The organism is Herbaspirillum lusitanum (assembly GCF_046025995.1).
GTDB classification, from domain to species: Bacteria; Pseudomonadota; Gammaproteobacteria; order Burkholderiales; family Burkholderiaceae_D; genus Herbaspirillum; species Herbaspirillum lusitanum_A.
The window spans coordinates 140,795-164,396 of the sequence record NZ_JAQQFM010000009.1; the positions used below are offsets into that span (position 1 = coordinate 140,795).

Below are 23,602 nucleotides of genomic sequence, written 5' to 3' on the forward strand. Positions count from 1 at the left end.
GAGTCTTCCATTGCAGCGCCGTTTGCGGCGGATCAAACAGTCCTTATTTTTTCTTCTTCAGCAGCGGCAGCAGATACTTGCCGGTGATGCTTTCCGGGTTCCTGGCGACATCTTCCGGCGTGCCGGTAGCGATGATCCTGCCGCCGCCGGCGCCGCCTTCAGGACCCAGATCGACCAGCCAGTCGGCAGTCTTGATGACGTCCAGATTGTGTTCGATGATCACCAGCGTATTGCCCTGATCGCGCAGGCGATGGATCACTTTCAGCAGCAGGTCGATGTCGTGGAAATGCAGACCGGTGGTCGGCTCGTCCAAAATGTACAGCGTGCGGCCGGTATCGCGCTTGGATAGTTCCAGCGACAGCTTCACGCGCTGCGCCTCACCGCCCGACAGCGTGGTCGCGCTCTGGCCCAGCTTGATGTAGCCGAGGCCGACATCCAGCAAAGTGTGCAGCTTGCGTGCGATCAGCGGCACCGGCTTGAAGAATTCATGCGCATCTTCCACCGTCATCTCGAGGATCTCGGTGATGTTCTTGCCCTTGTATTGCACTTCCAGGGTTTCGCGGTTGTAGCGCTTGCCGTGGCAGACGTCGCAAGGCACATACACGTCCGGCAGGAAGTGCATTTCGACCTTGATCACGCCGTCGCCCTGGCAGGCTTCGCAGCGGCCGCCCTTGACGTTGAACGAGAAACGACCGGCGCTGTAGCCGCGTTCCTTGGCCATCGGCACCGTCGCGAACAGATCGCGGATCGGTGTGAACAGACCGGTGTAAGTGGCCGGGTTGGAACGCGGGGTGCGGCCGATCGGCGCCTGATCGACGGCGATCACCTTGTCGAAATGTTCCAGGCCGCCGATCGCTTCGTGTGGCGCCGGTTCGGTCTGCGAGCCGTACAGGTGGCGTGATGCCGCCAGATACAGGGTGTCGTTGACCAGCGTCGATTTGCCGGAGCCGGAGACCCCGGTGATGCAGGTCAGCAGACCGACCGGCAATTCGAAATCGACGTTCTTCAGATTGTTGCCGGTGGCGCCGGTGATGGTCAGCATGCGCTCCTGATCGGCCGGCGTGCGCTTCTTCGGCACGGCGATTTCCAGCGTGCCGTTGAGGTACTTGGCGGTCAGCGATTTCTTGCTTTTCAGGATGTCGGCCAGCGTGCCCTGAGCGATGATGTCGCCGCCGTGCACGCCTGCGCCCAGGCCCATGTCGACCACGTAATCGGCGGTGCGGATGGCGTCTTCGTCGTGCTCCACCACCAGCACGCTGTTGCCGATGTCGCGCAGATGCCGCAGCGTATCGATCAGGCGGTCGTTGTCGCGCTGGTGCAGGCCGATGGACGGTTCGTCCAGCACATACATCACGCCGGTCAGGCCGGAGCCGATCTGTGAGGCCAGGCGGATGCGCTGGGCTTCGCCGCCGGACAGCGTATCGGCGCTGCGCTCAAGAGACAGATAGTCGAGGCCGACGTTGTTGAGGAAGGTCAGGCGCGAGACGATTTCCTTGATGATGCGGTCGGCGATTTCCTTCTTGGCGCCGGTCAGCTTCAGGGTCTCGAAGAAGTGCAGGGTTTCACGCAGCGGCGTTGCCGCCACTTCATAGATCGCGCGCTGCTGGCGGCCGGTGCCGACCTTCACGAAACGCGCTTCGATGCGCAGACGCGCGCCGTCGCAGGCCGGGCACTGCTTTTCATTGATGAACTTGGCCAGCTCTTCCTTGACTGCCATCGAATCGGTTTCGCGATAGCGGCGCTGCAGATTGGTAACCACACCTTCGAAAGTGTGTTCCTTGATGACAGTACGACCGCGCTCGTTCACATAGGTGAATGGCACGTTCTGCTTGCCGGAGCCGTAAAGAATGATCTGCTGCGATTTTTCGTCGAGCTGCTCGAAGGGCTGATCGATGTCGAATTCGTAGAAGGCCGCCAGATTAGACAGCATCTGGAAGTAGAACTGATTGCGGCGATCCCAGCCCTTGATCGCGCCGGAGGCCAGCGACAGATTGGGAAAGGCGACGATGCGCTTGGGGTCGAAGAATTCGATATGGCCCAGACCATCGCATTCGGGACAGGCGCCCATGGGGTTGTTGAACGAGAACAGACGCGGCTCCAGCTCCTGCAGCGAATAGCCGCAGATCGGGCAGGCGAACTTGTTCGAAAACATGTGTTCCTTGCCGCTGTCCATTTCCAGCGCGATCGCACGGCCCTCCGCCAGGCGCAGCGCGGTTTCAAAGCTTTCCGCCAGACGCTGCTTGATGTCGGCCTTGACCTTGATGCGGTCGATCACGACATCGATGCTGTGCTTTTCGGTCTTCTTCAGCTTGGGCAGTTCGTCGACCTCGTACACCTTGGCCACGCCGGTGCCGCTCTGCACGCGGAAGCGCACGAAGCCATGCGCCTGCATCTGCTCGAACAGGTCGGCGTGCTCGCCCTTGCGATTGGCGACAACCGGCGCCATGATCATCAGCTTGGTGTCTTCCGGCATGGCCAGCACGGCGTCGACCATCTGCGACACCGACTGCGCTTCAAGCGGATGCTCAGGGTGATCCGGGCAATACGGCGTGCCGACGCGGGCGTACAGCAGACGCAGGTAATCGTGAATTTCGGTGACCGTGCCGACCGTCGAGCGCGGATTGTGCGAGGTGGCTTTTTGTTCGATGGAAATGGCCGGCGACAGACCTTCGATCATGTCGACATCGGGCTTTTCCATCAATTGCAGAAACTGGCGCGCATAGGCCGACAGCGATTCGACATAGCGTCGCTGGCCTTCAGCGTACAGCGTGTCGAACGCCAGCGAAGACTTGCCGGAGCCGGACAAGCCGGTGATCACGATCAGTTTGTTGCGGGGTAAATCGAGGCTGATGTTCTTCAGATTGTGCGTACGTGCGCCGCGAATGCGAATTTCTTCCATGGATGCCTTCAGCAAAGTTTTCCTGCCGCCGCGCTGCCGTCCGGTGGCGCTGGGTAAGAGGGAAGCGGAGAATCAACCTGTAACTATAACAGGACTGTCAAGCCTCGGCAGAGGCCGATGCTGCGCCGCATTCAAGCGGAATCGGCAAGCCTGCCGGCAATAGAAAAAGCCGGCGCGGGGCCGGCTCTGGTTTGTTGCTTCAAGATTAATGAATACAGGCTCCGGCTGCGGAGACTGCATCATTTTGCGGCAGTCTGCGCACTTGTTGATTCGGCCGCACTGCTGCGCTTGTAGACCTTGAGCAGTTGATCTTCGTCGCCATCGCGGCGGCCTTCCCAGAACAGTTGCCATGTGCCGTCGGGCAGAGGTGTCTCGCCCGGTGTTTGCAGGATGACCCAGTTGCATTGGGTCTTCGACAAGCCGTCAATCGGCTGATGCATGATCCGGGTGTAATAGAACAGCATGGGCGCTTCGGATTCACCCAGGTTGACGCTGGCCATGCAGTCGTTCGGCTGCCAGGCATGCGTGATCTTTTCGCGCAATTCACCGTAGGTATATTCATAGCTCTTGGCGTAGTCGCCCCAGGGCATCAGCAAGGTATAAGTCAGGCCCCACATCAGCGTGATGCCGCCGAACCAGCTGAAGGCGCCGCGCCATTTGGCGGCCAGCTTGAGATGGCGCAGGCTGAGCAGCCAGACCCCGCTCATGATGATCGCGCCGGTCAGCGCCAGCGGCTGGATCGGGGTGATGAAGCCCAGCGGCAGCCAGCGGCCGAAGTAGGTGATCCAGTGGTGATATTCGAAAGGCATGGTCGAAACCACATAAGTTGCCCATACCACCGCCGACACCAGGCCGAACAGCACCCGCGAGAACCAGTCCCACAGCACATGGAACCAGTTAGGCAGGCGCGGTATCGCGCTGGTGCCCAGCATGATCAGCGGCAGCAGCACCGGCAGCAGATAAAGCTGGCGCGCGGTGGCCGAGCTTTGCAGCACGGCAATGCTGATGGCGCAGAAGCTCAGCGGCAAGGCCACGCGCGGTGTGCCGATGCGGCGCCAGTCACCGGCGGCCAGCGCCAGCAGCGCCAGAGCCGAACCCGGCAGCGCAAAGCCCGACAGCGCACGGAAGATCACGGTCGAGTCATTGTCCGAACCGAGTTTGGCGACCGAGAAACCGAAGAAGCGGCCGACGTTGTTGTCCCAGAACCATTCCATGAACAGCGGCACGGAATGCTGCGCCAGCAATGCCGGCCAGATCAGGAAGAAGGGCAGCGACACCAGCACTGCGATGCCGACCATGCGCCAGTATGACAGCGAGCGGCACTGACGCACCAGCACGCCGACGCACATGGCGGTGGCGGCATAAGTCAGCGGTACGAACAGGCCCTTGGTCATTTCGGTGATACCGACGCCCAGACCGAACCAGACTGCGGCCGACAATTGCGGCTTGCCTTCCTGCTCGTTGATGGCGATTTTCAGCAAACCGTACAGGGCGATGGCGCCGCCGCACACCAGCGCGACGTCGGTGAACATGTCGTGCGCATGCTTGACCATGCCCGGCGAGCCGGCAAACAAGGCCAGCGTACCCAGCACGCGCAGATTGAAAATGTCGTTCTCGCGCCAGACTTCCTTGGCGATCAAGGCCACGAAGATCAGGGTGATCAGCATGTAGAACACGCTGGTGACGCGCGCGCCGTCGGCATAGCTGAGCCATGGATAGAGGGCCTTGGCAAACACGACAGCCGTCCAGTAATACAGCGGCGGCTTTTCCATGAAGGGCTGGCCGGCGTTGGTCGGCACCAGATAGTCGCCGGTGACCAGCATGTTGTGAATCACGCCGAAGCTGTAGGTCTCGTCCTGCTTCCACGGGCCGTGATCGAAGATGCCCGGCAGCAGCCAGATACAGGCGATCACCGCCAGCAGTAGCCAGCCGGTGGTCTGCGATACCGCAAATGTGGAACGGGAATGTAGTGGAGTCGCTCCGGATGGCACGATGGTCTCGGCGGGAACGGCTCGTAAAGAAAAAGTCATGCTGAATAGAGCGCGTGAGGATGATTAAGCGCTGACAAAAAAATGCGGTAAAAAATTAAAAATGGTTTAAAAAATTACCGTGCGGATATTTTTTATCGGTAATTGCGACCCCTTGTACCGTTCTCATTTTTTCAAAGAAATGCGAGCAAAATTTCGAAAAACAGGATGAAATATTGTCGAAAATGATAAAAACGGCAATGCATGATTCTACCCAGATTTGCCTTTGTTTCAGACTGTAACGTACTGTAAAAATGAATATTTTCTGCTTTGTAGGATTTTTGCTGCGGCGCTTCCTTGCGTGATTTTTCAGGAGGCGCATCCGGCATGCCGATGCAGCGCCGGACACGAACGCCGAGACCCTGCATCAATGCTGCTAACATATCGGGTTTGCAGCCAATTTCGGTGTTATTCGACACATCCAGATGAGCCAACTGTCTTCCCCCGAAATTCCCCTCGCCGTGCCCGAGAAGAGCCGCATGAGCGGCGCAGAAGTGCGCGCCAGCGCTTCGCTGGCGTCGATTTTCGCGCTGCGCATGCTGGGCCTGTTTCTGATCCTGCCGGTGTTTTCGGTATTTGCCAAAGGTCTGCCGGGCGGCGACAACGCCACCCTGGTCGGGCTGGCCATGGGCATTTACGGTCTGGCGCAATCCTTTGGCCAGATTCCGCTGGGCGCCGCGTCCGATAAATACGGCCGCAAGCCGGTCATTGTGCTGGGACTGGTGCTGTTTGCCGTCGGCTCCTTCATCGCCGCCGGCGCCGACAGCCTGATCTGGATCATCGTCGGCCGTGCAATTCAGGGCGCCGGCGCGATCTCGGCCGCCATCACCGCCTTTATCGCCGACTCCACCCGAGAGGAGCATCGCACCAAGGCCATGGCCATGGTCGGCGCCTCCATCGGTCTGACCTTCGCGGTTTCGCTGGTCGCATCACCGATCCTTTACAAGCTGATCGGCATGGGCGGCATCTTCGGCCTGACCGGCGTGCTGTCGGTACTGGCCATCGGCGTAGTGCTGTGGCTGGTGCCTGAGGCGCCCATGGTCAAAGCCCGGAAAGTGCCGTTCGGCGAAGTGCTCAGGCATGGTGAACTGATGCGCTTGAATTTCGGCGTCTTTACACTGCACATGACGCAGCTGGCCATGTTCGTGGTGCTGCCGTCGGCGCTGGTGCAGTATTCCGGCATCGCCATCGACGAGCACTGGAAGATTTACCTGCCGGTGGTGCTGGCGTCGTTCCTGTTCATGCTGCCGCCGGTGTTTGTTGCTGAAAAGCATGGCCGCATGAAGCAGGTATTCGTCGCCGCCATCACGCTGCTGCTGATCGTGCAGATCGGATTCTGGGCTGCGCTCTCGCATCCGGTCACGCACTGGGGTGTACTGGTCGCGCTGCTGTTCCTGTTCTTCATCGCGTTCAACATTCTGGAGGCCTCGCAACCCTCGCTGGTGTCGCGCATTGCGCCGCCCGCCGCCAAGGGCACGGCGCTCGGCATCTACAACACGCTACAGGCGCTGGGGCTGTTCTGCGGCGGCGCTTTCGGCGGTTTCATCAAACAACATGTGAATGCTTCGTCGGTATTTCTACTTTGCTCGGTCGTGACTTTGACCTGGCTTATAATCGCGGCTAACATGAAAAACCTGCCGCGCCGCGGGACCCAGGCGGCGCAGGCAACAGCTTAATTTGAAATTGAAATTCAGGAGAAACAATGGCATCGGTCAATAAAGTCATCATCGTCGGCAACCTCGGGCGCGACCCGGAAACGCGCTACATGCCGAATGGTGAAGCCGTCACCAACGTCGCCGTGGCCACTACCGAAAGCTGGAAAGACAAGAATTCCGGCGAAAAGAAAGAGCTGACGGAATGGCACCGCATCACTTTCTATCGCAAGCTGGCTGAAATCGCCGGCCAGTATCTGAAAAAGGGCTCGCAGATCTATATCGAAGGCCGTCTGCAGACCCGCAAGTGGCAAGACAAGGATGGCGTCGAGCGCTACACCACCGAAATCATCGCCGACAGCATGCAAATGCTGGGCAGCCGTCAAGGCGGCGGTGGCGGCGGGCCGTCGATGGATGACGGCGCATCGTACGGCGGCGGCGGTGGCGGCAGCTCCGCTCCACGCCAGAGCGCAGGCGGCGGTGCGAGCGGTGGCGGCGCCCCGCGTCAGCAACCGGCTTCGCGCCCGGCGCAAAACTTCTCGGACATGGACGACGACATCCCGTTCTAAATTTCACCTGGTCGATTTTGTAAGGTTGCTTGCGGGTGTGTTGCAAGTATCCGTATTCCAAAGAAAATCGGGATGTTGAAAGCCCCTCACTCTGTCAAAGAGTGAGGGGCTTTTTTCTTGCGCATTCGTTTGGTAATGACGGCGCCCGCTGAGCATTGGCGAAATGTCGGCCCGATCTATTTCTTCTGCATGTACGGCCGACTATTCGGCACGCATCTCTTTTGCAATTCAAAGCAGGCTTCCACGCAATTTCAATCTCCACGCATTGCAATAGATCAGCTCGTCGTCTGCACTCGCGACAGCCGGAATCTCAGAATATCGATCATCAGGAACACGATCAGGCTGAGCCCCATTAAGGGCATTCCCCAGCCCAGCAGCAGTGCCAGAACCACCGTCGGGATACGGTAAGGCAGTGGCATCTCAAGAAAAGCCGCGCTCAAGGTGCGCATGGACGAGCTGATGGCAGGCCGGCGCTTCCACCACATGACGTAGCCCAGGATAATCATCGCGGTAAGCGCGATACCAAACAGGGCCATGGCAATCTGGTTGGCGAGGCCAAAGAGAATGCCCATATGGGCGTCGACGCCCCAGCGTATCAATTTTGCGATCAGGGGAAATGACGCGAAATCGGCTCTGCTGGTAATGATCTTGCGATCCGCATCAATGGCCACCGTATCGACCTGAGTCGGCCACGATCGGTCTACCTCACGCACCATCCATGCCTGATTCTGATTGCGGGGAGGACGTATCTCAAGCTCCCTGGCATCGATCCCGCCAGCTCTTGCAATTGACTGCACCAGGTCGAATTTCGCCGTATCAATTTCAATTGGCGTGGAGGGCATTGGCGCCATCTTCATGCCCGATCCGCCGTGGTGATGCGCATGTTCACCGCCGCTTGCTTCCGGATGCCTGTCGGCGAGTTGCATGGATGCCGACGGTGTGACCCATCCCAGCCTGGCGCGCAGCAGATCGACATTTCCGCCGGCCCATCTCGACCAGGTCAGTCCTGTCGCCGAAAAGAAGACCAGGCCGATGACGATCCAGAGTCCGAGCAGGCTATGTATGCTTCTTGCGCTCGCAGGACGACGAATCGGGCTGCGAGCTTTGCGGCGGGCGGCCCACCAAAGGTACAAGCCGCTTAAAGAACCTATCCATAGCCAGGACGCTGCAAGTTCGCTGTAGTTGCGGCCGAGATCTCCGAGCAGCAGATTGCGATGAAGATAATCGAGCGTGGTGCGGAAGGGCAGGGTTCCGCTGGTGCCGTAGACGATCAAATCGCCCTTGACGGCCAGGCTCACCGGATCAATGAAGACCGCACGGCTTTCGGAGTCGCCAAGACCCGCTTGCGTGAACATGATGCGGCTGTTCCAGCCCGGCTCTTTGGCCGGACGTACGGCAAAAAGCCGGGCTTGCGTTCCGATGTAGTGTTTGGCGACCGCGACTTGTTCGTCCAGGGTATGTGCCCGGCCAGCGGAGGTGTTGAACAGCTGTTCCGCGTACAGATGACTTTCGATTTGCGGCGTCAGGACGAACAAGGTGCCGGTGACCGCAGCGATCAGGATAAAGGGGCCGACAAACAGCCCGATGTAAAAGTGAAGTCTGCGCAGCAGCTGGCTCACATCGGATCTGGTAGTCGAATGAACGCCGGCGTCGTCCGTCGAGCGATATACATTGCTTGTCATGGCGTGCTTGCAGAATGCTGGGGGCGTATCAATCCGCCAATTCTGACTCGTGAAGAAGGTCCGGCAGTATAAATCTGGAGTTCTTCAGCAGGCTGCGTCAATTTGTCGCACGAACAGTGTGAAGAATGCGGCGCCGTATCCACGCACTGTCGCGTGCCGCTTGTGTGAACCTTGACGCTTGCATATTGCGCATGCCGGGCAAACCGCCGCCATTCATATTCGGGAGGACCCCGATTCTCCGCAGATACGGTCGGCTCTGGACGCTGACTATTTTTTCTTGCGCGCAACGGAAGACGCTTGGTCGGCCGTCTCAAGGGCCGGCTTGCCGACGAGCTTGCCTGTTTTGGCGCGCGCGATGTTGGCCTTGGCAGGATCGCTTGCCTGCCTGGCAGGCAGCACGGGTTTTTCCGCTTCCAGAATGCCTTCGATGACGCCCAGCACGCGCGTCTTGTTGCGCATGTCGAGTCTGCGATAGCCGACCAGCAATTCGGCTTCATCCTCAGGCAACGCAGCGCTGGACGGAATCCCCAGCAGCACATAGCCGATGTCTACGCCTATCCCCGCAATCGCGACCAGGTAGTCGGTATTCGGTGCGCGCTTGTCTTGTTCGTAGTTGATCTGGGTAGCTTTTTCTACGCCGCCCGCCAGTGCAAATTCTGGTTGCGTGAGAGCCAGACGTTTTCGTTCTTCTTTGAGTCTTTGGCCTAAAGTAATCATTTGTTATTGAATGTGTTGCAGAGTAAAAAATTGTTTACTAAAATGCAATCATTGCCTGATTCACGTACACAAATGATATCTCATGAGTACAAAAGTCCACATTCGAGGTGTGTCTCCACACGCCGGCTCTCAACCCATCACCTTGCGTCTCAATGCAGACGAGCTGGCGCGCACCGAGCAGCACGCCAGCCGCGAGCAGCGCAGCCGGGCGGCATTTATCCGTCTGATCTATCTGCGCGGTCTGGCCGCCTACGAGCGGGAGCAGGATAGGGAGAGGGAGTTGCGGGGAGCATGATCCGGCCTGCTGCCAGTCACCTGCATCCCGCCGTCGCATCGTCGTCGCAGCGCCAGGGCGGGCATGGGAAATCGCCTCTACGGGCAACATGCATCACGCCTGAGCCGCGCGTCTATTGGTCAGTGCTGATCCACGCCTATCTCGACGAACTGCATGAAGGCGAGCGCATGATCGCGCTCATCAAGAGCAAACGCAGCATCGACATCGGCGATGATCGCCAGCTGCAGGTCATTCGTGCCGGCCGCTGCGAAATCGGCGCACGCCTGGCCGCAGCCATTCATGCCTTGGGTGGAATCGCGGGGGAGTGGTAAGCCGGATCAGCAGCAGAGGTTCATAGGGGGGCGCTTGGCGAGGTATTCAGGCCATATCGCTTTGCGGCGTCAATCCCAGACAGTGTCGGGAATCCTGGGGAGGCCCTTGAACAAGGGTTTGGCGAACCAGTAACCCTGCATCAGGCTGATCCCGGTGCCCAGCAGAAAATCGCGTTCGGCGCGCGTTTCTATGCCTTCGGCCAGCACGCGAATATTCAGATCCTTGCAGATGCGCGTGATGCCGGCCACGATGGCCTGACGCGGCTGCTTCTGATCGATGTTGCGCACCAGATCCATGTCGATCTTGACCAGATCCGGCTGATATTCCGCCAGCAGATTCAGACCGGCGTAACCGGCGCCGAAATCATCGATCGCCGTCTGAAAGCCGAAGCGGCGGTATTCCTTGAAAATGTTCACCAGATGCGGCCGGTCCTGCACGCGCTCACCTTCGGTCACTTCAAAAATGATCTTTTCAATCGGAAAATTGTATTTGCGGGCGGCGGCAAAGGTGCTGCGAATACAGACGTCAGGACGATACACCGCATTCGGCAGAAAATTGATCGACAACAACTCAGTCATGCCCAGGTGCGCCGCGCCCTCAACCGCTTTGGTGCGGCAGGCCTGATCGAAGCGGTAACGATTGGTGTCGTCCACCTGCGCCAGCACACTGGCGGCAGACTCGCCCGCGGGGCCGCGCACCAGCGCTTCGTAGGCATACACCGATCTGGTGGCGCAGTCGACGATGGGCTGATAGGCAAATTCGAATTCGATATCCGGCGCCGATGAGTTGCGGCAGCCTGAGCAAGCGTCTTCGGCATTGTCTGCAGGGATGTTTTCTGAAGGGACTGCGTGAATGGGATGCATGGGAATGTGGTCGTTCATTGATGTTTCAATCTTAGCAAGAAATATGCTGTTCAATCACATGGGCTTGGTGGCGTATCTCAAGAGCTTCGTTTCTTGCCAGCACAGATTTCTTGCAGTATGGCAGGCTCCGCCCCGATCATCTCTTATTGGCGGCGTGTTCTGAATCAGGCGATTCCTGATAGTTCTCAGGCTCGCCAGCGAGAGCCATTGGCTCAAAGTAAAATGACAGACTGCAGGAGAGAGCCTGCCTGCTCACTTCGCCACCGATATCCGCCACACATTTTATGTGGGGCATGACAAGAATTAATACATGGGAGATCGACAGAAAAATGAAAGTCTTTATCACCGGTGCGACCGGTTATGTCGGCGGTTCAATCGCGCTTCATCTGCTTGCCTCCGGTTATCAGGTGCGCGGTCTGGTGCGCGACATGAGCAAGGCCGAGGCCTTGCTCCAGGCGGGTATCGAGCCGGTGCAGGGCGATCTGGATGACAGCGGGTTGTTGACGCGCGAGGCAAGGGCGGCCGATGCCGTCATCAATTGCGCCAGCAGCGATCACCGGCCCGCGATTGAGGCGTTGCTCGCAGGGTTGAGCGGCAGCCGGAAAATTCTGCTGCACACCAGCGGTTCCAGCCAGGTAGGCGACGCGGTTGCCGGGAATAAAGTCAGCGAACAGATCTTCGATGAAAGCACGCCATTGATCGTCAGCGCCGGCAAGCAGGCGCGCTATGAACTGGACCAGCGCATTCTGTCCGCCCCCGGCGTGCGTGGCATCGTCATCTGCAACACCCTGATTTACGGCAAGGGAAGAGGCCTGAACCCGCATAGCGTGCAGACACCGGCGCTGGTGAAAAATGCGCTGGCCAGGGGCGTGGTGCAGATTGTCGGCGCCGGCCTGAACCGCTGGTCTACGGTGCATATCGATGACGTCTGCGCGCTATATCAACTGGCGTTGGAGGCACCCTCATCCAAGGGATTTTATTTTGCGGAAAACGGCGAAGCTTCGTTCGCCGAGATTGCGCAGGCGATCAGCAATCGGCTGGGCATTCCAGCCATAGAGGGGCTGGATGAAGAGCAGGCGATCGCGGTATGGGGCCTGAATGGCGCGCGCTATTCGCTGGGATCGAACAGCCGCATTCGCGGTATCCGCGCCAGAGCGGAGTTGGGCTGGCAGCCTCAGCATCCTTCGGTGCTGCAATGGATAAGTCAGGAGATGGACACAGCGCCTTAATTTTCATCAAGCTTGATCCCGATTTCACCAGCCCTGAACCATGAGCGATCTCAACACCATCTCAATGCCGCGTGACCCGGATATCGCCGACGCCTCGGTGCGTCGCCGTTCGCTGATCGCAGCCTGCAGCGCGCATGCCGTTCATGACGGCCTGACCGATCTGATCTACGTACTGCTGCCGATCTGGCAGTCGCAATTTTCCATCAGCTACGCCCTGGTCGGGCTATTGCGCGCATCGTATTCCGGCACGATGGCGGCGTTTCAATTGCTGGCCAGCCGCATGGCAAAACGCTGGGGCCGCGAACGCATGCTGATCGGCGGCACCGCCCTGGCCGGCGTCGCCTATCTGATCGCCGGGCAGGCCGGCGGTCTGACGGTGCTGCTGATTGCGTTGGTGCTGGGCGGGCTCGGCGCCAGCACGCAGCATCCCTTGTCATCGTCTCTGATCACCGACACACATCAGGCCGGCGGCGGAGTGAAAGAAGCACTGTCGCATTACAACTTCGCCGGCGATATCGGCAAGACGCTGATCCCGGGGCTGGTCGGCCTGTCGCTGGTGGTCATGAGCTGGCAGGCCAGCGTCACCCTGATGGGCTTGCTTGGTCTGGCCGCTGCGGGTTTGCTGTGGTGGCTGATTCCGGCGCCTGAGCAGCGCGCCATGAGCAAGGCGAAAGCCGCCAGGGAGGTAAGCGGCAGCGGATCGCCCGCGGGCCTGCGCGCCCTATTGCTGACCGGGACGCTGGACAGCGCGGTGCGCATGGGCTTTCTCACCTTCCTGCCGTTTCTCTTGAAAGGCAAGGGCGCCGGCACCGCAGGCATAGGCTTCGCGCTGTCGCTGCTGTTCGTCGGCGGCGCTTTCGGCAAATTGTTGTGCGGTTATCTCGGCGCGCGCATCGGCATGATGAAGACGGTCTGGCTGACCGAATCGATGACGTCCGTGCTGATCGTGCTGGCGGTATTTTTGCCCTTGTCGGGATTGATGGCGATGCTGCCGCTGCTGGGTCTGGCCCTGAACGGCACATCCTCGGTGTTGTATGGCGTGGTGCCCGAACTGGCCGGCCACGACAAGCACGAGCACGCCTTTGCCCTGTTCTACACCGGCACCATTGCGGGCGGTGCGGTGTCTCCGGTGGTGTTCGGCCGGCTCGGCGATGCGGCAGGAATTTCCGCCGCGCTGATCACGCTGGCGGCGATCCTGTTGTTCACCTTGCCCTTGTCATGGCGCGTGCAAAAGGGCTTGAACAGTATCTGATCGGCGACCTCACGGATAGTAGGCTAGGCCGGCGAGGGCGATGCCGGAAGCTCAGGTATGATTCTCTGGCCCCATTTTCCGCTGCGCGCGGTCTGGATTTCGGTGGCCATTTCAGGTGCAGGTCTCATGCTACATAACAACGCCGCGCAATATCGCATGCATGCGCGGACAAGAATCAGGGGAAAACCATGTCGCCTTACCGTAACTCCGTTCATGCATTGAAGCTGGTGGTGGCGTTTGCAGTTGCCTCGGGATGCAGCATGCAGGCAGCCCAAGCGCAAGACCAGCAACAGTTCGTGCTGTCGAGCAAGGCCTATGAAGTGACCTGGTCGGACGGCAGCTGGGATGGCAAGACCGCCTGGGCCGGCGTCTACTGCGGCAATTTTCCCACGCCTGAACGCGCCCGCAGAATGGTGGAAGGCATGTTCAACCGCAACTCCATCCACCTGAGCCGGGTGGAATACGATAACCAAATCGTTGCTGCACTCGCCGTGTCGGTCTTGCCAGAAGGCAGAACGCCGGAGTCCGAAATCGGCACCCTGGCAGATGTCTATAAACAGGCGGAAGCGGCAACCGGACGCGATCTCGGCGTGGTCCGCACCATGACCGATTTCGGCCCGACCCTCAGACTGAAGCTGAAGGATCTCGCGCCGGACACAGAAAACGGTCCCTTCCCACTGGTCACCGGGGCGTTTTATACCAATCCGCAAAAGCCGATCCAGTCGCTTTCCGTGCACCGGATTTTCGTGCGCGGGCCTGATCGTATCGAAGTCGCGCTATTCCAGATGGCGCCGCAGCCGGCGACCGACAAGAGCGAGGCGGAGATGACGCAAAAGCTGACCACGATGGCCGATCAGATGGTGGCATCGGTGCAGAGCTGTACCGCCAGATTGCCGCTGCGCAAGCGATAAAAATTCTCACCGGGCTGTAGGGAGAGGCGCTTGTGCCTGTCAGCCCGGCCTCGACTTCGGCCATCGGCAAAAAGGGCAGCTGCGCTATCGAAATTCGTAGCGCAGCTGCCCTTGCAAACAATCACGGAATCAGGACGCGCCGCTTCCCGGCGCCGCCCTCACCGATAAAAAGCTTCGACCTTGCCTTTGACTTTGGTCATCAGAGGATTGCCCTTGCGATCGAGTGCCTTCCCGGCCGGGACTTTAATCCATCCCTCGCTGATGCAATATTCGTCCACATCAAAGCGCTCTCTGTCGTTAAGCTTGATGCCGACATCATGCTCAAAGATGGCCGCATCGTAGTGCGGGCTGCGAGGGTCGATCGAGAGCCGATCAGGAAGAGGGGGGCGGAGTGGAGTATCGTTCATGGCCGCAATTATCAACGATAAGATTAAGCAAAACAATATAGGGACGCGCCGAAAGTGCGGGAACGCGAATTCCTCGATACGCCTTGAGTCGTCAAGCAAGCACTTCAGCGGGATCAATGCCGGCCGTCGGCGCTCTATGGTGAAGCCTTGTTAGTGCCATAATCAGCGCAGCCTAGATAGGCTATCCATGCAATTTAAGACAACTAAAAAAGGAATCGCCATGCGCCAAAAAAACATCATTCTTTCATTCGCCGTTGTCGGCGCATTTGCAGCGGGAATGGCGGCATCGCCGCTGGCCCAGCATCTTGTTGCAGATGCCCATGCAGAACAGGCGCCTCTGGTGCCGGCCGTGATTGATCTCAATGCAATCACACATGCCGCGCTGCCTGCCACTCCCTATCCGGAATTGCGGTCGAAGATACTGGTCAATACGGACAATGCCACAGTCAATCTTCAGTCAGGCAACGTCGGCAAGCACATTCACGCAAAGACGGATGAGATCCAATACATCGTTGAAGGCACCGGATCGATGTGGCTGGGCGGCGAGCTCAAAGAATTCAAGCCCGGAACCTTGATCATCATTCCCAAAGGAACGGCGCATGCAGGCGCGGTTGTGACCAGCGGCCCTGTCAAAGCCATCGCGATCAAGATTCCGCCGCAGGCCAAGGACGACATCTCTTTCGTCAACTGAGCGGCGACCAGAGCCCGTCGCCGTTGACCAGCTTGTCCCCACTTCGATTCTCGATGAAAGAGATTGAGGTGCGGACAAGACAGTGACGTTGCCTGCTGTTTCATCGGCAGCTTGCGGATGAAAACCGGTAGTACCTTAGTACTTCGAAGTGCCGGGTCTCCTGTCGGCCGGCATCGCTGGCAATTTTCCAGTCCTTAAGCGCCTTGGCGCAACAACATAGATCGGTATTGACGATGGCGCATCTACCCCAGGATTTCATGCTCCGCCTTCGTGAAGCGCTAACTGCGTCTTGGGATAGGAAAACCGCTTATTTAGAAATTGAGCAAACGGGAAATCCGGCCTTGGGCCAGTGCTACCCGACATCCCGGGTAGTGCAGCACTACTACCCAGAAACCGAAATCATTAAAGGGAAGGTATGGACCGGGCAGACGCTAGACGTCCACTTCTGGAACGGGCTTCGCGTCGGCGGTGATTGGTACCATCTAGATCTGAGCTGGCAGCAGTTCCCGGCCGGTTCAATCATTAAGGAATTTGTCATCGTCGAACGTCAGGAATTGAATGATAGTGAAGCGACGGTGCAACGCTGCGCATTGCTGTTGAAGAGGGTTGATGATTATCTGAATGCGCGCTCCGAAGAGGTATGGGACGGCACTCGGCCAGAAGCGGACCTTCAAAAACAATGAGCTAGATACTATGCTTCCATCGATACCAAGCGGCTACCGCAACTATATTCAAGAAAATGGTTTGTTCGAAGGATTCACTGTCGACGAGGCGCGCCCAGGCTACGTCATCCTCTGGACTATGGATGAAATTGCTGGAAGCAATTCGGATATTGAAATCGAAACGTACGCGCCCGGCTTCGTTGCCTTTGCGGGAAATGGAGGTGGTGAAGTGCTAGCCTTTGATGAACAAGGCAGTGTCTACATGTTGCCACTGATTGGAATGGGGCCTGAGGTCGCCATCCGAATAGCAGATAATTTTCAAGAGTTCGCTAATGGATTCGTCCGCTAGCGGCCAGGAACGGACAACATAGGAATGAAATCTAAAATCTGACAATGAGCCAACTAGAGTTCCTGCCCCACATCTTGCGCGTCAATCAATATCCTCTGTAGAGATAGTTCTTCCGCTACGCCAAGCAATCGAGTGTATCGATTATCTCGTTACGAAGCGCGTACATATTCTTGGCTGGGAAGGATGGACACAGGACGAGAACGGTCTCACCGGCCATGGTAGTGCCCCCAAAGGAACAACTAGTCTAGAGGATTACACTATCGGTCAGGCAGGGGAAATTTGCCGGAAGACGATTATGCAAGAGGCCGAAACCTGGGCAAAGATCAATTTAGAGGCTACCGTAAAACTCTATTTTTGCATCACTATAGCTTCGTAGTCGGAGTTGAGGCACATCGTTCAAGATGTGCGCAATCGGCCAGCAGTGGCGATCCAATGGCCTCAAAGAGTATTGACTGTACGCTATGGCCCTCACAGTGAATTTAAGATGGAGTTAATGCGCAATGGATTTGTCGGAAGACATGGAGGCGTTGCTGGATATAGCTGAAGAAATCGTACAACAACGTCTGAAAGCGAACGGCGAATTCCAAACGTTTGCCTTGACGATGAGTAACGACAGCGACATGCCGGAAGAAATCTCCAGTGAGAGTAAGGAGTTGGGCTCCGCAATCGGAGAGATTCTTGAAAAGATTCTACCGATGGTCAAAAGGAAGGAGTTGGTAGCAACTCTTATATGCTGCCCCATTCCCCCTGAACAGGTTGCTAGCGACGGATGGCAGGCAGCGATGTTTGATATAGAAAACCAACACCATAAACGTGCATACATTGTGATGCCATATCGCAGTCGCTCCTACGGAGGCTGGGAATATCGCCCGCTGGAATTTACTCATGGAGTACCGCAAATTTTTCCTGCTTAGTGTGATTTCAGGATCGCTAGCCATAGTGGATTGATTTTGAAGTCGGCTATCGGCCAAGAGCTGACGTCTTTCATATAAGGATTTTTCAGAAGAGATTTTCATGACACTGGTTAGAAAAGTAGTGGCGGTAGCAGCATCTCTCATGTGTTCTACAAGTGCGATGGCGCTAACATCGAATGAGCTTGAGAAAGGTGTTTCAGAAGCACTTAGTTTTTCGACTGCCAATTCAGCTTTAGCGATATACGTGAGTGGATACGTAACAGGCAGCGTTAACTCGGCCCTCAATGTCGGTTTAGCCTGCGTCGATAAAGATAAAGCTTCGACACTCGATCTGCTTCGCCAAGTAGAAAAATACATTCAGTTGAATCCATCTGAAAAAGCTGATGGCGCCCAGCTATTAATTAATCGCGCATTTTTTTGTACTAAATAATTCATGTTGCGGGATAAGGATGCAACTTTGGCAACATCCTCTATCGGCCACAACCAGACTTGATTCTTCTGGCATCACTTACCGGATCGGGGACCTCTCTTGAAACCGGAATGGGATGCTTGCCATACGATCAATCCGGCAGCTGCCAGCAAGCCTGCCGCGACACAGGGAAGTGTTCTGGCCCCCTGTGTTTCCAACAGTGCGCCGCCTAACGCGCCGCTGCCGGCGAAGGCCAGGTTGAAGACCGTGACGAGTACCGACTGGGCAATGTTGGCCTCTGCCTCCGCACGGTCGGCTAGCGCTGTTTGCAACAGCGTCGGGGCACCGCCGAAGCTCAGCCCCCAAACGATGACGCCAATGCCGACCAGCAAAGGGTTCGAGGGGGACAACGAGAAGCCGGCGGCTGTCGCAACGAATGCTGCAAGACATGCAAGCACCAGGCGACGCAGCCAGCGATCAATCAGCATACCTACCAGCCAATTTCCTGCCACCGCGCTTAGGCCAAATATCAGCAATACCTGCTGCAAATGGGGCTCGAAACCGAGCCACGCAAGCAAGGGGGAAACGTAGGTGTACATCAGGTAGTGGGAAAAAATCCACAGCGCCAGTACCACCAGAATCGGCCCAACACCCGGCGTGGTCAGGACTTCTGGCAAACGCTTACGACGCAGTGTTTGGCTGTCTTGCAGTTCAGGAACGGCGGCATAGACCCAGACGATCAGCACCGCCGCCATCGCAGCAAGGAATAGGAACACGCTACGCCATCCAGCCACCGCACCAAGCCAGCTTCCTAACGGCATGCCCAATGCGAGGGCTAATGGAATGCCTGCCATCGCCACTGCCATCGCGCGCCCTTGGCGCGCAGGCCCGACGAGCGAGCGGGCGTAGCCTGCCAGCAGGCTCCAGGTCACACCGGTGGCCAAGCCGATCACGAAGCGCGCGAGCAATGCGGCCAGGTAGGAGTCGGTCGCCGCCGTCATCGTGTTACCAACCAGGAAAATTGAAAGCGCTGCAAGCAGCAGTCTGCGTCGCGGCCATTCAGCGAATAACGCTGTCAACGGTATTGCCGCCAGTCCAGAGCCGAATGCACAGCAGGTCACGAGTTGGCCGGCACCCGCCTCCGAAACACCTAAGCCCTGTGCAATGCCGAATAACAATCCGGCCGGTACGCTTTCATTTGCGGTGGCGATGAAGCTGGCCATCGTCAATGCCAGCAAGGCTGCCAGCGGTAGACCCCGGCCTCCTTCGCAAGGGAGAGGCACCAAGTGGTTTGATTGATTGGTCATTGGAGATTCTCTTTCTTTATGGTCGAAACAGGGCGCAGTGTGACCGACCAATCTAAAATTGATAATTAGTCTAATATTTGATTCATCTTCAAATCCATGTGAATAATGGCCACCGATAGACTCGGCGATATGCGCCTGTTTTCAGAGGCTGCCGTACTTGGCAGCCTTTCTTCCGCAGGGCGTAAGCTCGGCCTGTCGCCCGCGGCTGCCAGCGCCAGACTGCAAAAACTGGAGGCGGCCCTTCAGACGAAGCTGTTCGATCGCTCCACTCGCAAGCTGCGCCTCACCGAGGAGGGGCAGCAATACCTGCGTTACTGCAAAACAGCACTCGACGCGGTCGATGATGCCGAGGCCGAGCTGCTGGCAGGCAGGCGCGAAATCAGAGGGAAAATTCGCATCTCCGCATCGGCCGATTTTGGCCGCCGCACACTCAAGCCTTGGCTGGATGAATTTTGCCAGGCCCATCCCAGACTGAAGATTGCGCTCACTTTGTCAGACGCATTGTCGGATTTGCTGCAGGATGACATCGACCTTGCCATTCGGTTCGGGAGGCCTGACGAAAGCACACTCGCAACTCGCCGGTTGGCGCCGAACTGGCGAGTGCTGTGTGCAGCGCCTACCTATCTGGTGCGACACGGGACACCACTCACGGTCGGAGATCTTGCCCATCATGACTTCGTCGTGCTGTCGACGGCGACCGGTCTTCTGAGCGAGCTGCATTTCGAAAGCAATGGCCGTCTCCAGCGCTTCGTCATTCCATTGGCGCGAGCCTGGGAAACGAATGACGGCGCGCTCGCGCGTGAGTGGCTTCTGGACGGCAAAGGTCTGGCGCGCAGAACCATTTGGGATGCCGTTGATGACATTCGAAACGGAAGAATTACTCCGCTCCTGGTTCAGAATGCCATCGAAGAAGCTGGCGTGTATGCAGTGTTTCACGCCACGAAGTACATGCCTCCTCGCGTGCGGGCCATCCTCGATTTCCTTGTGATGAAGTTTGAGAGCGCCACATCAGAGTTGCTCACGATGCCCCATTCCGAGACATTCAAACCTCAGAAGATAACTGAGACGCGTAACTGATTGTGTTGAAAGAAGTCTTAGATTCCCTCACCGCATAGTGCGAATATCCTCAATCGCCAGAAGCAAACTTTGAAATTAACTGCCTGAAAATTATTAATTCAAAAAGAAGTGATAAACATTGATGATTGAATTCATGGACTTAACCGCACGCCGCGCAGTGCGGAGTGACTTACCTCGGCTCTTGGAATTGCTAATAGACGATACGTTAGGACAAGGCCGCGAAGCAGTCGGTAGTGACGAAGGTCTATACGAGCAAGCCTTCGAGCTCATCGACAGTGATGCAAATCAATATTTGCTGGTAGGGGAACTGCACGGTAGCGTCATCGCGATGCTTCAACTCACCTTTATTCATCCAAATGACTGCTCTGTGCGAGGCAACGAAAGACGCATGCGATAGGCTAATAGGTGAATTTCAAAAATTAAACGGGCAAGCCAAGGAAGACGTGCAAAAGCACCTTAAAGACTGACAGCCGAAAAGTCATGCGATGTCCGTTAGTAGAAGTCCGCTATCGGCCAGGAGCTGCCGTGACGTACTCGATAAGACAAGGTCGGATCCATTGGCGGCAAAAAAGGAAGTCGAAATGAAACGCTTAGCTTCGAAGTTACGTTATCTGTGGGCCTTGGCATTCGCTCTTGCACTGATGCCGACACTGGCGCAGGCGGCGAGCGCCAACGAACTGAGCCTGGATGGCGTGAATTATCTTCATCGCTGGTCAAAGAACGGTCAGAACGAATTCACCCCGCCTGCCGAGAGCGACCTGAGCCGATGGACCGACATGATCACCCTCAATGTCATCGACAAGGTTTCCGATGGAGAAAAATTGGCGGAGCTTGCAAACAGAATACTAGGGCCTGTTAACATTTAGAGAAATGTGTTTACATTCAGTATTCGAATAACCGAGTACCGAAATGCAAGAAGTCAGGAAGCTGCTGCGTGACGATCAATGGAAGAAATTTGAGCCACTGTTGCCGGGTAAGGTAGGAGATCGAGGCGCGACAGCGCAAGATAACCGACTGTTTATCGAGGCGGTGCTGTGGATCGTGCGCACGGGATCGCCGTGGCGTGACTTGCCGGCCGAATTGGGTAATTGGCATACGACCTACACGCGTTTCAAGCGCTGGACTGTGACTGGCATATGGCAACGCATTATTGATGCCGTCAGCGAAGATCGTGACATGGAAATGCTAATGATCGACAGCACGGTGGTGCGCGCACATCAACACGCCGCAGGCGCACAAAAAAAGATGGCTGTCAGTCGATAGGTCGTTCGCGTGGCGGTTTGACAAGCAAGATTCACGCGGTGGTGGATGGGCTTGGCAATCCGGTGCGTTGGTTGCTGACCGGCGGTGAAATCGCTGACATCACGCAAGCCGATACATTGCTGGAAGGGTTGTGCGCCGATGCCGTGTTGGCCGACAAGGGATATGACGCTGATACGCTGGTGCGTAGCATTGAAAATCGCGGTGCCGTTGCCGTCATTCCGCCCAAGCGCAATCGGCTGATTCAGCGCAACTATGACCTGCATTTGTACAAGCAGCGCAATCTGGTTGAGCGCTTCTTCAATCGCATCAAGCAATTTCGCCGCATTGCCACTCGCTTTGAAAAACTTGCACGCAACTATTTCGCTTTGCTCAACCTCGTTTGCGCTTATATCTGGCTGCTGTAATTCCCTAGTGAATTCGTTAAATAAGGTAAGGAAATGATAAATGCCCTATCTGGAGAACTACGTCTTAACGGCAAGGCTGCTGCGTATGTTGGTCGCTGGACTCTGGCAGGAGAGATTCTTGAATGGCATTTAAATGGTAAAGAGTATCGGATTGAAAGTGGTGCTGATTTATCGAGAAGCATTGAGTCATTTCTCAAAATTTTAGGCAAGAGAGAATTTGGTGATCGGTTGGAATTGCATGCCTGTCTCACTTGCAAAAAATTCGTCATGTCTGGAATGGCCCGTGAGATGGGCCGGGGACAACGAGGCATGTGTGAACTTCACAAAATTGGGGTTGAGGTTTGTTTTTTATGTTCAGACTATGAGAAAAATTTAATGATGAGAACAGATATTCCAAAGCCGTAATGGATGCCAATCAAGGTCGAGGATCTATTTGATATTGAGGCTCGCGTTTGCGAATACACAGGTAGCAAACGCGCATTCGTGATTTATAGGTCAGGCACCGTAGTCTTCTCAGACACGTCTTGTTCACGTGATGATGAGGATTACAGTGCGACGCTTAAGGCTGCCGTACTTCAATTTCAAGGTGGTGCCGACGCACGATAGGAACTACCTGGTCAGACTCGCGGGTCCGGTAACGGGTGTGGTGCTCTCACATTTTTTTGAAGCTCACAGAGATTTGATAATCGCAGGTGTAATTGGAGGTGGTTTGCTGCCAGGGGAGCAACTTCAGGCACCTGAAGGGCAGAAAATTCAACTAGGGCCTGTTAACAATCTGTCTGCTGTAATTGTTAACAGGCCCTAGGCACCTATCAAGCTGCCGGCAAAATCCTCCGTACCAATTCGCTCCCCCGTACCCAGATCCGCGAGAACGGGAATCAGATGGCCCGAGCGGATGTAGGGCGCCGCCGTGACGCCGGCAAGCTGAGCAATCACTTTTCCCGCCAGGACGGCTTGCAGTTCAAAGAGCTCGTCGTTGCTGTAGATCGCCGGGACCACCGGTTGGTCGACCACTTGATCGCGCAGCTTCACGCGCCAGGGAACCACCTTTCCCGTGCTTGGATGCCGGTAGACGCTGCAGCGATGTGATGCCAGGGCGGCTACCGAGTCCGGCATTCCGTGTTGCCCGAAGTACGACGGTGCGCCACAGATGGGCATCTGAACGGGGAACAGTCGCCGGGCGATGACACCTTCATGGGGCGAGGGCCCCAGGCGAAATCCCACGTCCACCCGATCTTCGACCCAGTTGCCGATGCGGTCCTCCAGCAGCACGTCTGGCTGAATACCGGGGTGCATATCGCAAAACTCTTCAACCAGGCGCCAGAGGATGGGTTGGAACGTCGTTCGCGGACCGGTGATTCGCAAAGGCCCGGCGAATTCATCTTTGGCCGATCTCGCCGTTTGAAGCGCCCGCTGCATCCCCAGTACCGACGGCTGGACGTCTTCAAACAACCTCTGCCCGGCATCCGTCAGCGACATCACCCGCGTGGTGCGGTGAAACAGGCGCGCGTCCAGATGCGCCTCCAACTGGGCGAGCGCCTTGCTGGCTGCCTGCGGACTAATCCCCAGCGCCTGGGCGGCCTTGCGCAGGCTTCCCAGCTCTGCCGCCTTGATAAAGGTCGTGATGGAACGGAGTTCATTGATTGCCATTCAGGGCTCCTGCGCGCTCTATTATCATCAATTTTATGCTAATTCATCAACTCATCTGTCA

Annotated in this window: 24 protein-coding genes and 1 pseudogene; 16 read left to right on the forward strand and 9 right to left on the reverse strand. The window is 57.0% G+C overall.

Annotation, left to right across the window (positions count from 1 at the left end):
• Positions 1 to 43 precede the first annotated feature (43 nt).
• The 3 genes from uvrA to PQR62_RS20360 form a co-directional block, all read right to left on the reverse strand.
• Positions 44 to 2,899, reverse strand: a complete 2,856-nt coding sequence (gene uvrA / locus PQR62_RS20350; protein WP_408159852.1) for an excinuclease ABC subunit UvrA — start codon at positions 2,897 to 2,899, stop codon at positions 44 to 46.
• Between the two features lie 239 nt (positions 2,900 to 3,138).
• The gene (locus PQR62_RS20355) at positions 3,139 to 4,890 is read right to left on the reverse strand and encodes an ArnT family glycosyltransferase (protein ID WP_408159853.1); all 1,752 of its coding nucleotides are present in this window, start codon (positions 4,888 to 4,890) and stop codon (positions 3,139 to 3,141) included.
• A 170-nt stretch (positions 4,891 to 5,060) separates the two neighbouring features.
• The gene (locus PQR62_RS20360; protein ID WP_408159854.1) at positions 5,061 to 5,360 is read right to left on the reverse strand and encodes a hypothetical protein; all 300 of its coding nucleotides are present in this window, start codon (positions 5,358 to 5,360) and stop codon (positions 5,061 to 5,063) included.
• Between the two features lie 45 nt (positions 5,361 to 5,405).
• Here PQR62_RS20360 and PQR62_RS20365 point away from each other — a divergent pair, with 45 nt between their 5' ends.
• Positions 5,406 to 6,602 carry an MFS transporter gene (locus tag PQR62_RS20365; RefSeq protein WP_408159855.1) on the forward strand — a complete coding sequence of 399 codons (1,197 nt, stop codon included), beginning with the start codon at positions 5,406 to 5,408 and terminating at the stop codon, positions 6,600 to 6,602.
• Positions 6,603 to 6,628: 26 nt separating this feature from the next.
• Complete coding sequence (gene ssb, locus PQR62_RS20370) at positions 6,629 to 7,147, forward strand: single-stranded DNA-binding protein (protein ID WP_408159856.1); 519 nt, start codon at positions 6,629 to 6,631, stop codon at positions 7,145 to 7,147.
• A 275-nt stretch (positions 7,148 to 7,422) separates the two neighbouring features.
• On the opposite strand, the gene PQR62_RS20375 is transcribed toward ssb, so the two are convergent.
• Both PQR62_RS20375 and PQR62_RS20380 read right to left on the reverse strand, forming a co-directional pair.
• The gene (locus PQR62_RS20375) at positions 7,423 to 8,829 is read right to left on the reverse strand and encodes a PepSY-associated TM helix domain-containing protein (RefSeq protein ID WP_408159857.1); all 1,407 of its coding nucleotides are present in this window, start codon (positions 8,827 to 8,829) and stop codon (positions 7,423 to 7,425) included.
• A gap of 267 nt (positions 8,830 to 9,096) precedes the next feature.
• Positions 9,097 to 9,546, reverse strand: a complete 450-nt coding sequence (locus tag PQR62_RS20380) for a helix-turn-helix domain-containing protein (RefSeq protein WP_408159858.1) — start codon at positions 9,544 to 9,546, stop codon at positions 9,097 to 9,099.
• Positions 9,547 to 9,628: 82 nt separating this feature from the next.
• Here PQR62_RS20380 and PQR62_RS20385 point away from each other — a divergent pair, with 82 nt between their 5' ends.
• Positions 9,629 to 9,841 carry a hypothetical protein gene (locus PQR62_RS20385; protein WP_408159859.1) on the forward strand — a complete coding sequence of 71 codons (213 nt, stop codon included), beginning with the start codon at positions 9,629 to 9,631 and terminating at the stop codon, positions 9,839 to 9,841.
• The gene (locus tag PQR62_RS20390) at positions 9,838 to 10,152 is read left to right on the forward strand and encodes a hypothetical protein (protein ID WP_408159860.1); all 315 of its coding nucleotides are present in this window, start codon (positions 9,838 to 9,840) and stop codon (positions 10,150 to 10,152) included. The genes PQR62_RS20385 and PQR62_RS20390 overlap by 4 nt, the downstream gene beginning before the upstream one ends.
• Before the next feature lie 69 nt (positions 10,153 to 10,221).
• Here PQR62_RS20390 and PQR62_RS20395 read toward each other — a convergent pair whose 3' ends face one another.
• Positions 10,222 to 11,016, reverse strand: coding sequence for an EAL domain-containing protein (locus PQR62_RS20395; protein WP_408159964.1), 795 nt, complete (start codon positions 11,014 to 11,016; stop codon positions 10,222 to 10,224).
• Between the two features lie 329 nt (positions 11,017 to 11,345).
• Here PQR62_RS20395 and PQR62_RS20400 point away from each other — a divergent pair, with 329 nt between their 5' ends.
• The 3 genes from PQR62_RS20400 (at position 11,346) to PQR62_RS20410 (ending at position 14,408) form a co-directional block, all read left to right on the forward strand.
• Entirely contained in the window at positions 11,346 to 12,245 is a 900-nt protein-coding gene (locus PQR62_RS20400; RefSeq protein ID WP_408159861.1) for an NAD-dependent epimerase/dehydratase family protein, read from the forward strand.
• 40 nt (positions 12,246 to 12,285) lie between these two features.
• Complete coding sequence (locus PQR62_RS20405) at positions 12,286 to 13,497, forward strand: MFS transporter (protein WP_408159862.1); 1,212 nt, start codon at positions 12,286 to 12,288, stop codon at positions 13,495 to 13,497.
• Positions 13,498 to 13,685: 188 nt separating this feature from the next.
• Positions 13,686 to 14,408, forward strand: a complete 723-nt coding sequence (locus PQR62_RS20410) for a hypothetical protein (protein ID WP_408159863.1) — start codon at positions 13,686 to 13,688, stop codon at positions 14,406 to 14,408.
• Positions 14,409 to 14,566: 158 nt separating this feature from the next.
• On the opposite strand, the gene PQR62_RS20415 is transcribed toward PQR62_RS20410, so the two are convergent.
• On the reverse strand, positions 14,567 to 14,815 hold the full coding sequence (locus tag PQR62_RS20415; protein ID WP_408159864.1) for a DUF3297 family protein: 249 nt from the start codon (positions 14,813 to 14,815) through the stop codon (positions 14,567 to 14,569).
• Between the two features lie 187 nt (positions 14,816 to 15,002).
• On the opposite strand from PQR62_RS20415, the gene PQR62_RS20420 reads away from it, so the two are divergent.
• The 5 genes from PQR62_RS20420 (at position 15,003) to PQR62_RS20440 (ending at position 17,861) form a co-directional block, all read left to right on the forward strand.
• On the forward strand, positions 15,003 to 15,506 hold the full coding sequence (locus PQR62_RS20420; protein WP_408159865.1) for a cupin domain-containing protein: 504 nt from the start codon (positions 15,003 to 15,005) through the stop codon (positions 15,504 to 15,506).
• A gap of 233 nt (positions 15,507 to 15,739) precedes the next feature.
• Positions 15,740 to 16,189, forward strand: coding sequence for a YunG family protein (locus PQR62_RS20425; protein ID WP_408159866.1), 450 nt, complete (start codon positions 15,740 to 15,742; stop codon positions 16,187 to 16,189).
• Positions 16,190 to 16,199: 10 nt separating this feature from the next.
• Positions 16,200 to 16,517 (forward strand): SMI1/KNR4 family protein, encoded by a 318-nt coding sequence (locus PQR62_RS20430; RefSeq protein ID WP_408159867.1) that lies wholly within the window; start codon positions 16,200 to 16,202, stop codon positions 16,515 to 16,517.
• A gap of 500 nt (positions 16,518 to 17,017) precedes the next feature.
• Entirely contained in the window at positions 17,018 to 17,431 is a 414-nt protein-coding gene (locus tag PQR62_RS20435; RefSeq protein WP_408159868.1) for a hypothetical protein, read from the forward strand.
• 100 nt (positions 17,432 to 17,531) lie between these two features.
• Positions 17,532 to 17,861, forward strand: a complete 330-nt coding sequence (locus PQR62_RS20440) for a hypothetical protein (RefSeq protein ID WP_408159869.1) — start codon at positions 17,532 to 17,534, stop codon at positions 17,859 to 17,861.
• Between the two features lie 74 nt (positions 17,862 to 17,935).
• Here the strand turns inward: PQR62_RS20440 and PQR62_RS20445 are convergent, their stop codons facing one another.
• The gene (locus PQR62_RS20445) at positions 17,936 to 19,147 is read right to left on the reverse strand and encodes an MFS transporter (protein WP_408159870.1); all 1,212 of its coding nucleotides are present in this window, start codon (positions 19,145 to 19,147) and stop codon (positions 17,936 to 17,938) included.
• A gap of 105 nt (positions 19,148 to 19,252) precedes the next feature.
• On the opposite strand from PQR62_RS20445, the gene PQR62_RS20450 reads away from it, so the two are divergent.
• The 4 genes and pseudogenes from PQR62_RS20450 (at position 19,253) to PQR62_RS20465 (ending at position 22,296) form a co-directional block, all read left to right on the forward strand.
• Entirely contained in the window at positions 19,253 to 20,224 is a 972-nt protein-coding gene (locus PQR62_RS20450; RefSeq protein WP_408159871.1) for a LysR family transcriptional regulator, read from the forward strand.
• Positions 20,225 to 20,805: 581 nt separating this feature from the next.
• Positions 20,806 to 21,090, forward strand: a complete 285-nt coding sequence (locus tag PQR62_RS20455; RefSeq protein WP_408159872.1) for a hypothetical protein — start codon at positions 20,806 to 20,808, stop codon at positions 21,088 to 21,090.
• Between the two features lie 43 nt (positions 21,091 to 21,133).
• Positions 21,134 to 21,891, forward strand: a pseudogene (locus tag PQR62_RS20460) (IS5 family transposase).
• 33 nt (positions 21,892 to 21,924) lie between these two features.
• Positions 21,925 to 22,296: a hypothetical protein gene (locus tag PQR62_RS20465; RefSeq protein WP_408159873.1), complete on the forward strand. Its 372-nt coding sequence runs from the start codon at positions 21,925 to 21,927 to the stop codon at positions 22,294 to 22,296.
• Between the two features lie 396 nt (positions 22,297 to 22,692).
• On the opposite strand, the gene PQR62_RS20470 is transcribed toward PQR62_RS20465, so the two are convergent.
• Positions 22,693 to 23,541 carry a LysR family transcriptional regulator gene (locus PQR62_RS20470; RefSeq protein WP_408159875.1) on the reverse strand — a complete coding sequence of 283 codons (849 nt, stop codon included), beginning with the start codon at positions 23,539 to 23,541 and terminating at the stop codon, positions 22,693 to 22,695.
• Positions 23,542 to 23,602 lie beyond the last annotated feature (61 nt).

Coding starts and splice junctions, on each gene's coding strand:
- PQR62_RS20380 (WP_408159858.1), bottom strand. CDS start 9,546: ATGATTACTTTAGGCCAAAGACTCAAAGAAGAACGAAAACGTCTGGCT.
- PQR62_RS20440 (WP_408159869.1), top strand. CDS start 17,532: ATGACACTGGTTAGAAAAGTAGTGGCGGTAGCAGCATCTCTCATGTGT.
- PQR62_RS20450 (WP_408159871.1), top strand. CDS start 19,253: ATGGCCACCGATAGACTCGGCGATATGCGCCTGTTTTCAGAGGCTGCC.
- PQR62_RS20465 (WP_408159873.1), top strand. CDS start 21,925: ATGATAAATGCCCTATCTGGAGAACTACGTCTTAACGGCAAGGCTGCT.
- PQR62_RS20425 (WP_408159866.1), top strand. CDS start 15,740: ATGGCGCATCTACCCCAGGATTTCATGCTCCGCCTTCGTGAAGCGCTA.
- PQR62_RS20390 (WP_408159860.1), top strand. CDS start 9,838: ATGATCCGGCCTGCTGCCAGTCACCTGCATCCCGCCGTCGCATCGTCG.
- PQR62_RS20470 (WP_408159875.1), bottom strand. CDS start 23,541: ATGGCAATCAATGAACTCCGTTCCATCACGACCTTTATCAAGGCGGCA.
- PQR62_RS20365 (WP_408159855.1), top strand. CDS start 5,406: ATGAGCGGCGCAGAAGTGCGCGCCAGCGCTTCGCTGGCGTCGATTTTC.
- PQR62_RS20375 (WP_408159857.1), bottom strand. CDS start 8,829: ATGACAAGCAATGTATATCGCTCGACGGACGACGCCGGCGTTCATTCG.
- PQR62_RS20420 (WP_408159865.1), top strand. CDS start 15,003: ATGCAATTTAAGACAACTAAAAAAGGAATCGCCATGCGCCAAAAAAAC.
- PQR62_RS20395 (WP_408159964.1), bottom strand. CDS start 11,016: ATGCATCCCATTCACGCAGTCCCTTCAGAAAACATCCCTGCAGACAAT.
- ssb (WP_408159856.1), top strand. CDS start 6,629: ATGGCATCGGTCAATAAAGTCATCATCGTCGGCAACCTCGGGCGCGAC.
- PQR62_RS20405 (WP_408159862.1), top strand. CDS start 12,286: ATGAGCGATCTCAACACCATCTCAATGCCGCGTGACCCGGATATCGCC.
- PQR62_RS20410 (WP_408159863.1), top strand. CDS start 13,686: ATGTCGCCTTACCGTAACTCCGTTCATGCATTGAAGCTGGTGGTGGCG.
- PQR62_RS20455 (WP_408159872.1), top strand. CDS start 20,806: ATGAAACGCTTAGCTTCGAAGTTACGTTATCTGTGGGCCTTGGCATTC.
- PQR62_RS20415 (WP_408159864.1), bottom strand. CDS start 14,815: ATGAACGATACTCCACTCCGCCCCCCTCTTCCTGATCGGCTCTCGATC.
- PQR62_RS20400 (WP_408159861.1), top strand. CDS start 11,346: ATGAAAGTCTTTATCACCGGTGCGACCGGTTATGTCGGCGGTTCAATC.
- PQR62_RS20385 (WP_408159859.1), top strand. CDS start 9,629: ATGAGTACAAAAGTCCACATTCGAGGTGTGTCTCCACACGCCGGCTCT.
- PQR62_RS20445 (WP_408159870.1), bottom strand. CDS start 19,147: ATGACCAATCAATCAAACCACTTGGTGCCTCTCCCTTGCGAAGGAGGC.
- PQR62_RS20430 (WP_408159867.1), top strand. CDS start 16,200: ATGCTTCCATCGATACCAAGCGGCTACCGCAACTATATTCAAGAAAAT.
- uvrA (WP_408159852.1), bottom strand. CDS start 2,899: ATGGAAGAAATTCGCATTCGCGGCGCACGTACGCACAATCTGAAGAAC.
- PQR62_RS20435 (WP_408159868.1), top strand. CDS start 17,018: ATGGATTTGTCGGAAGACATGGAGGCGTTGCTGGATATAGCTGAAGAA.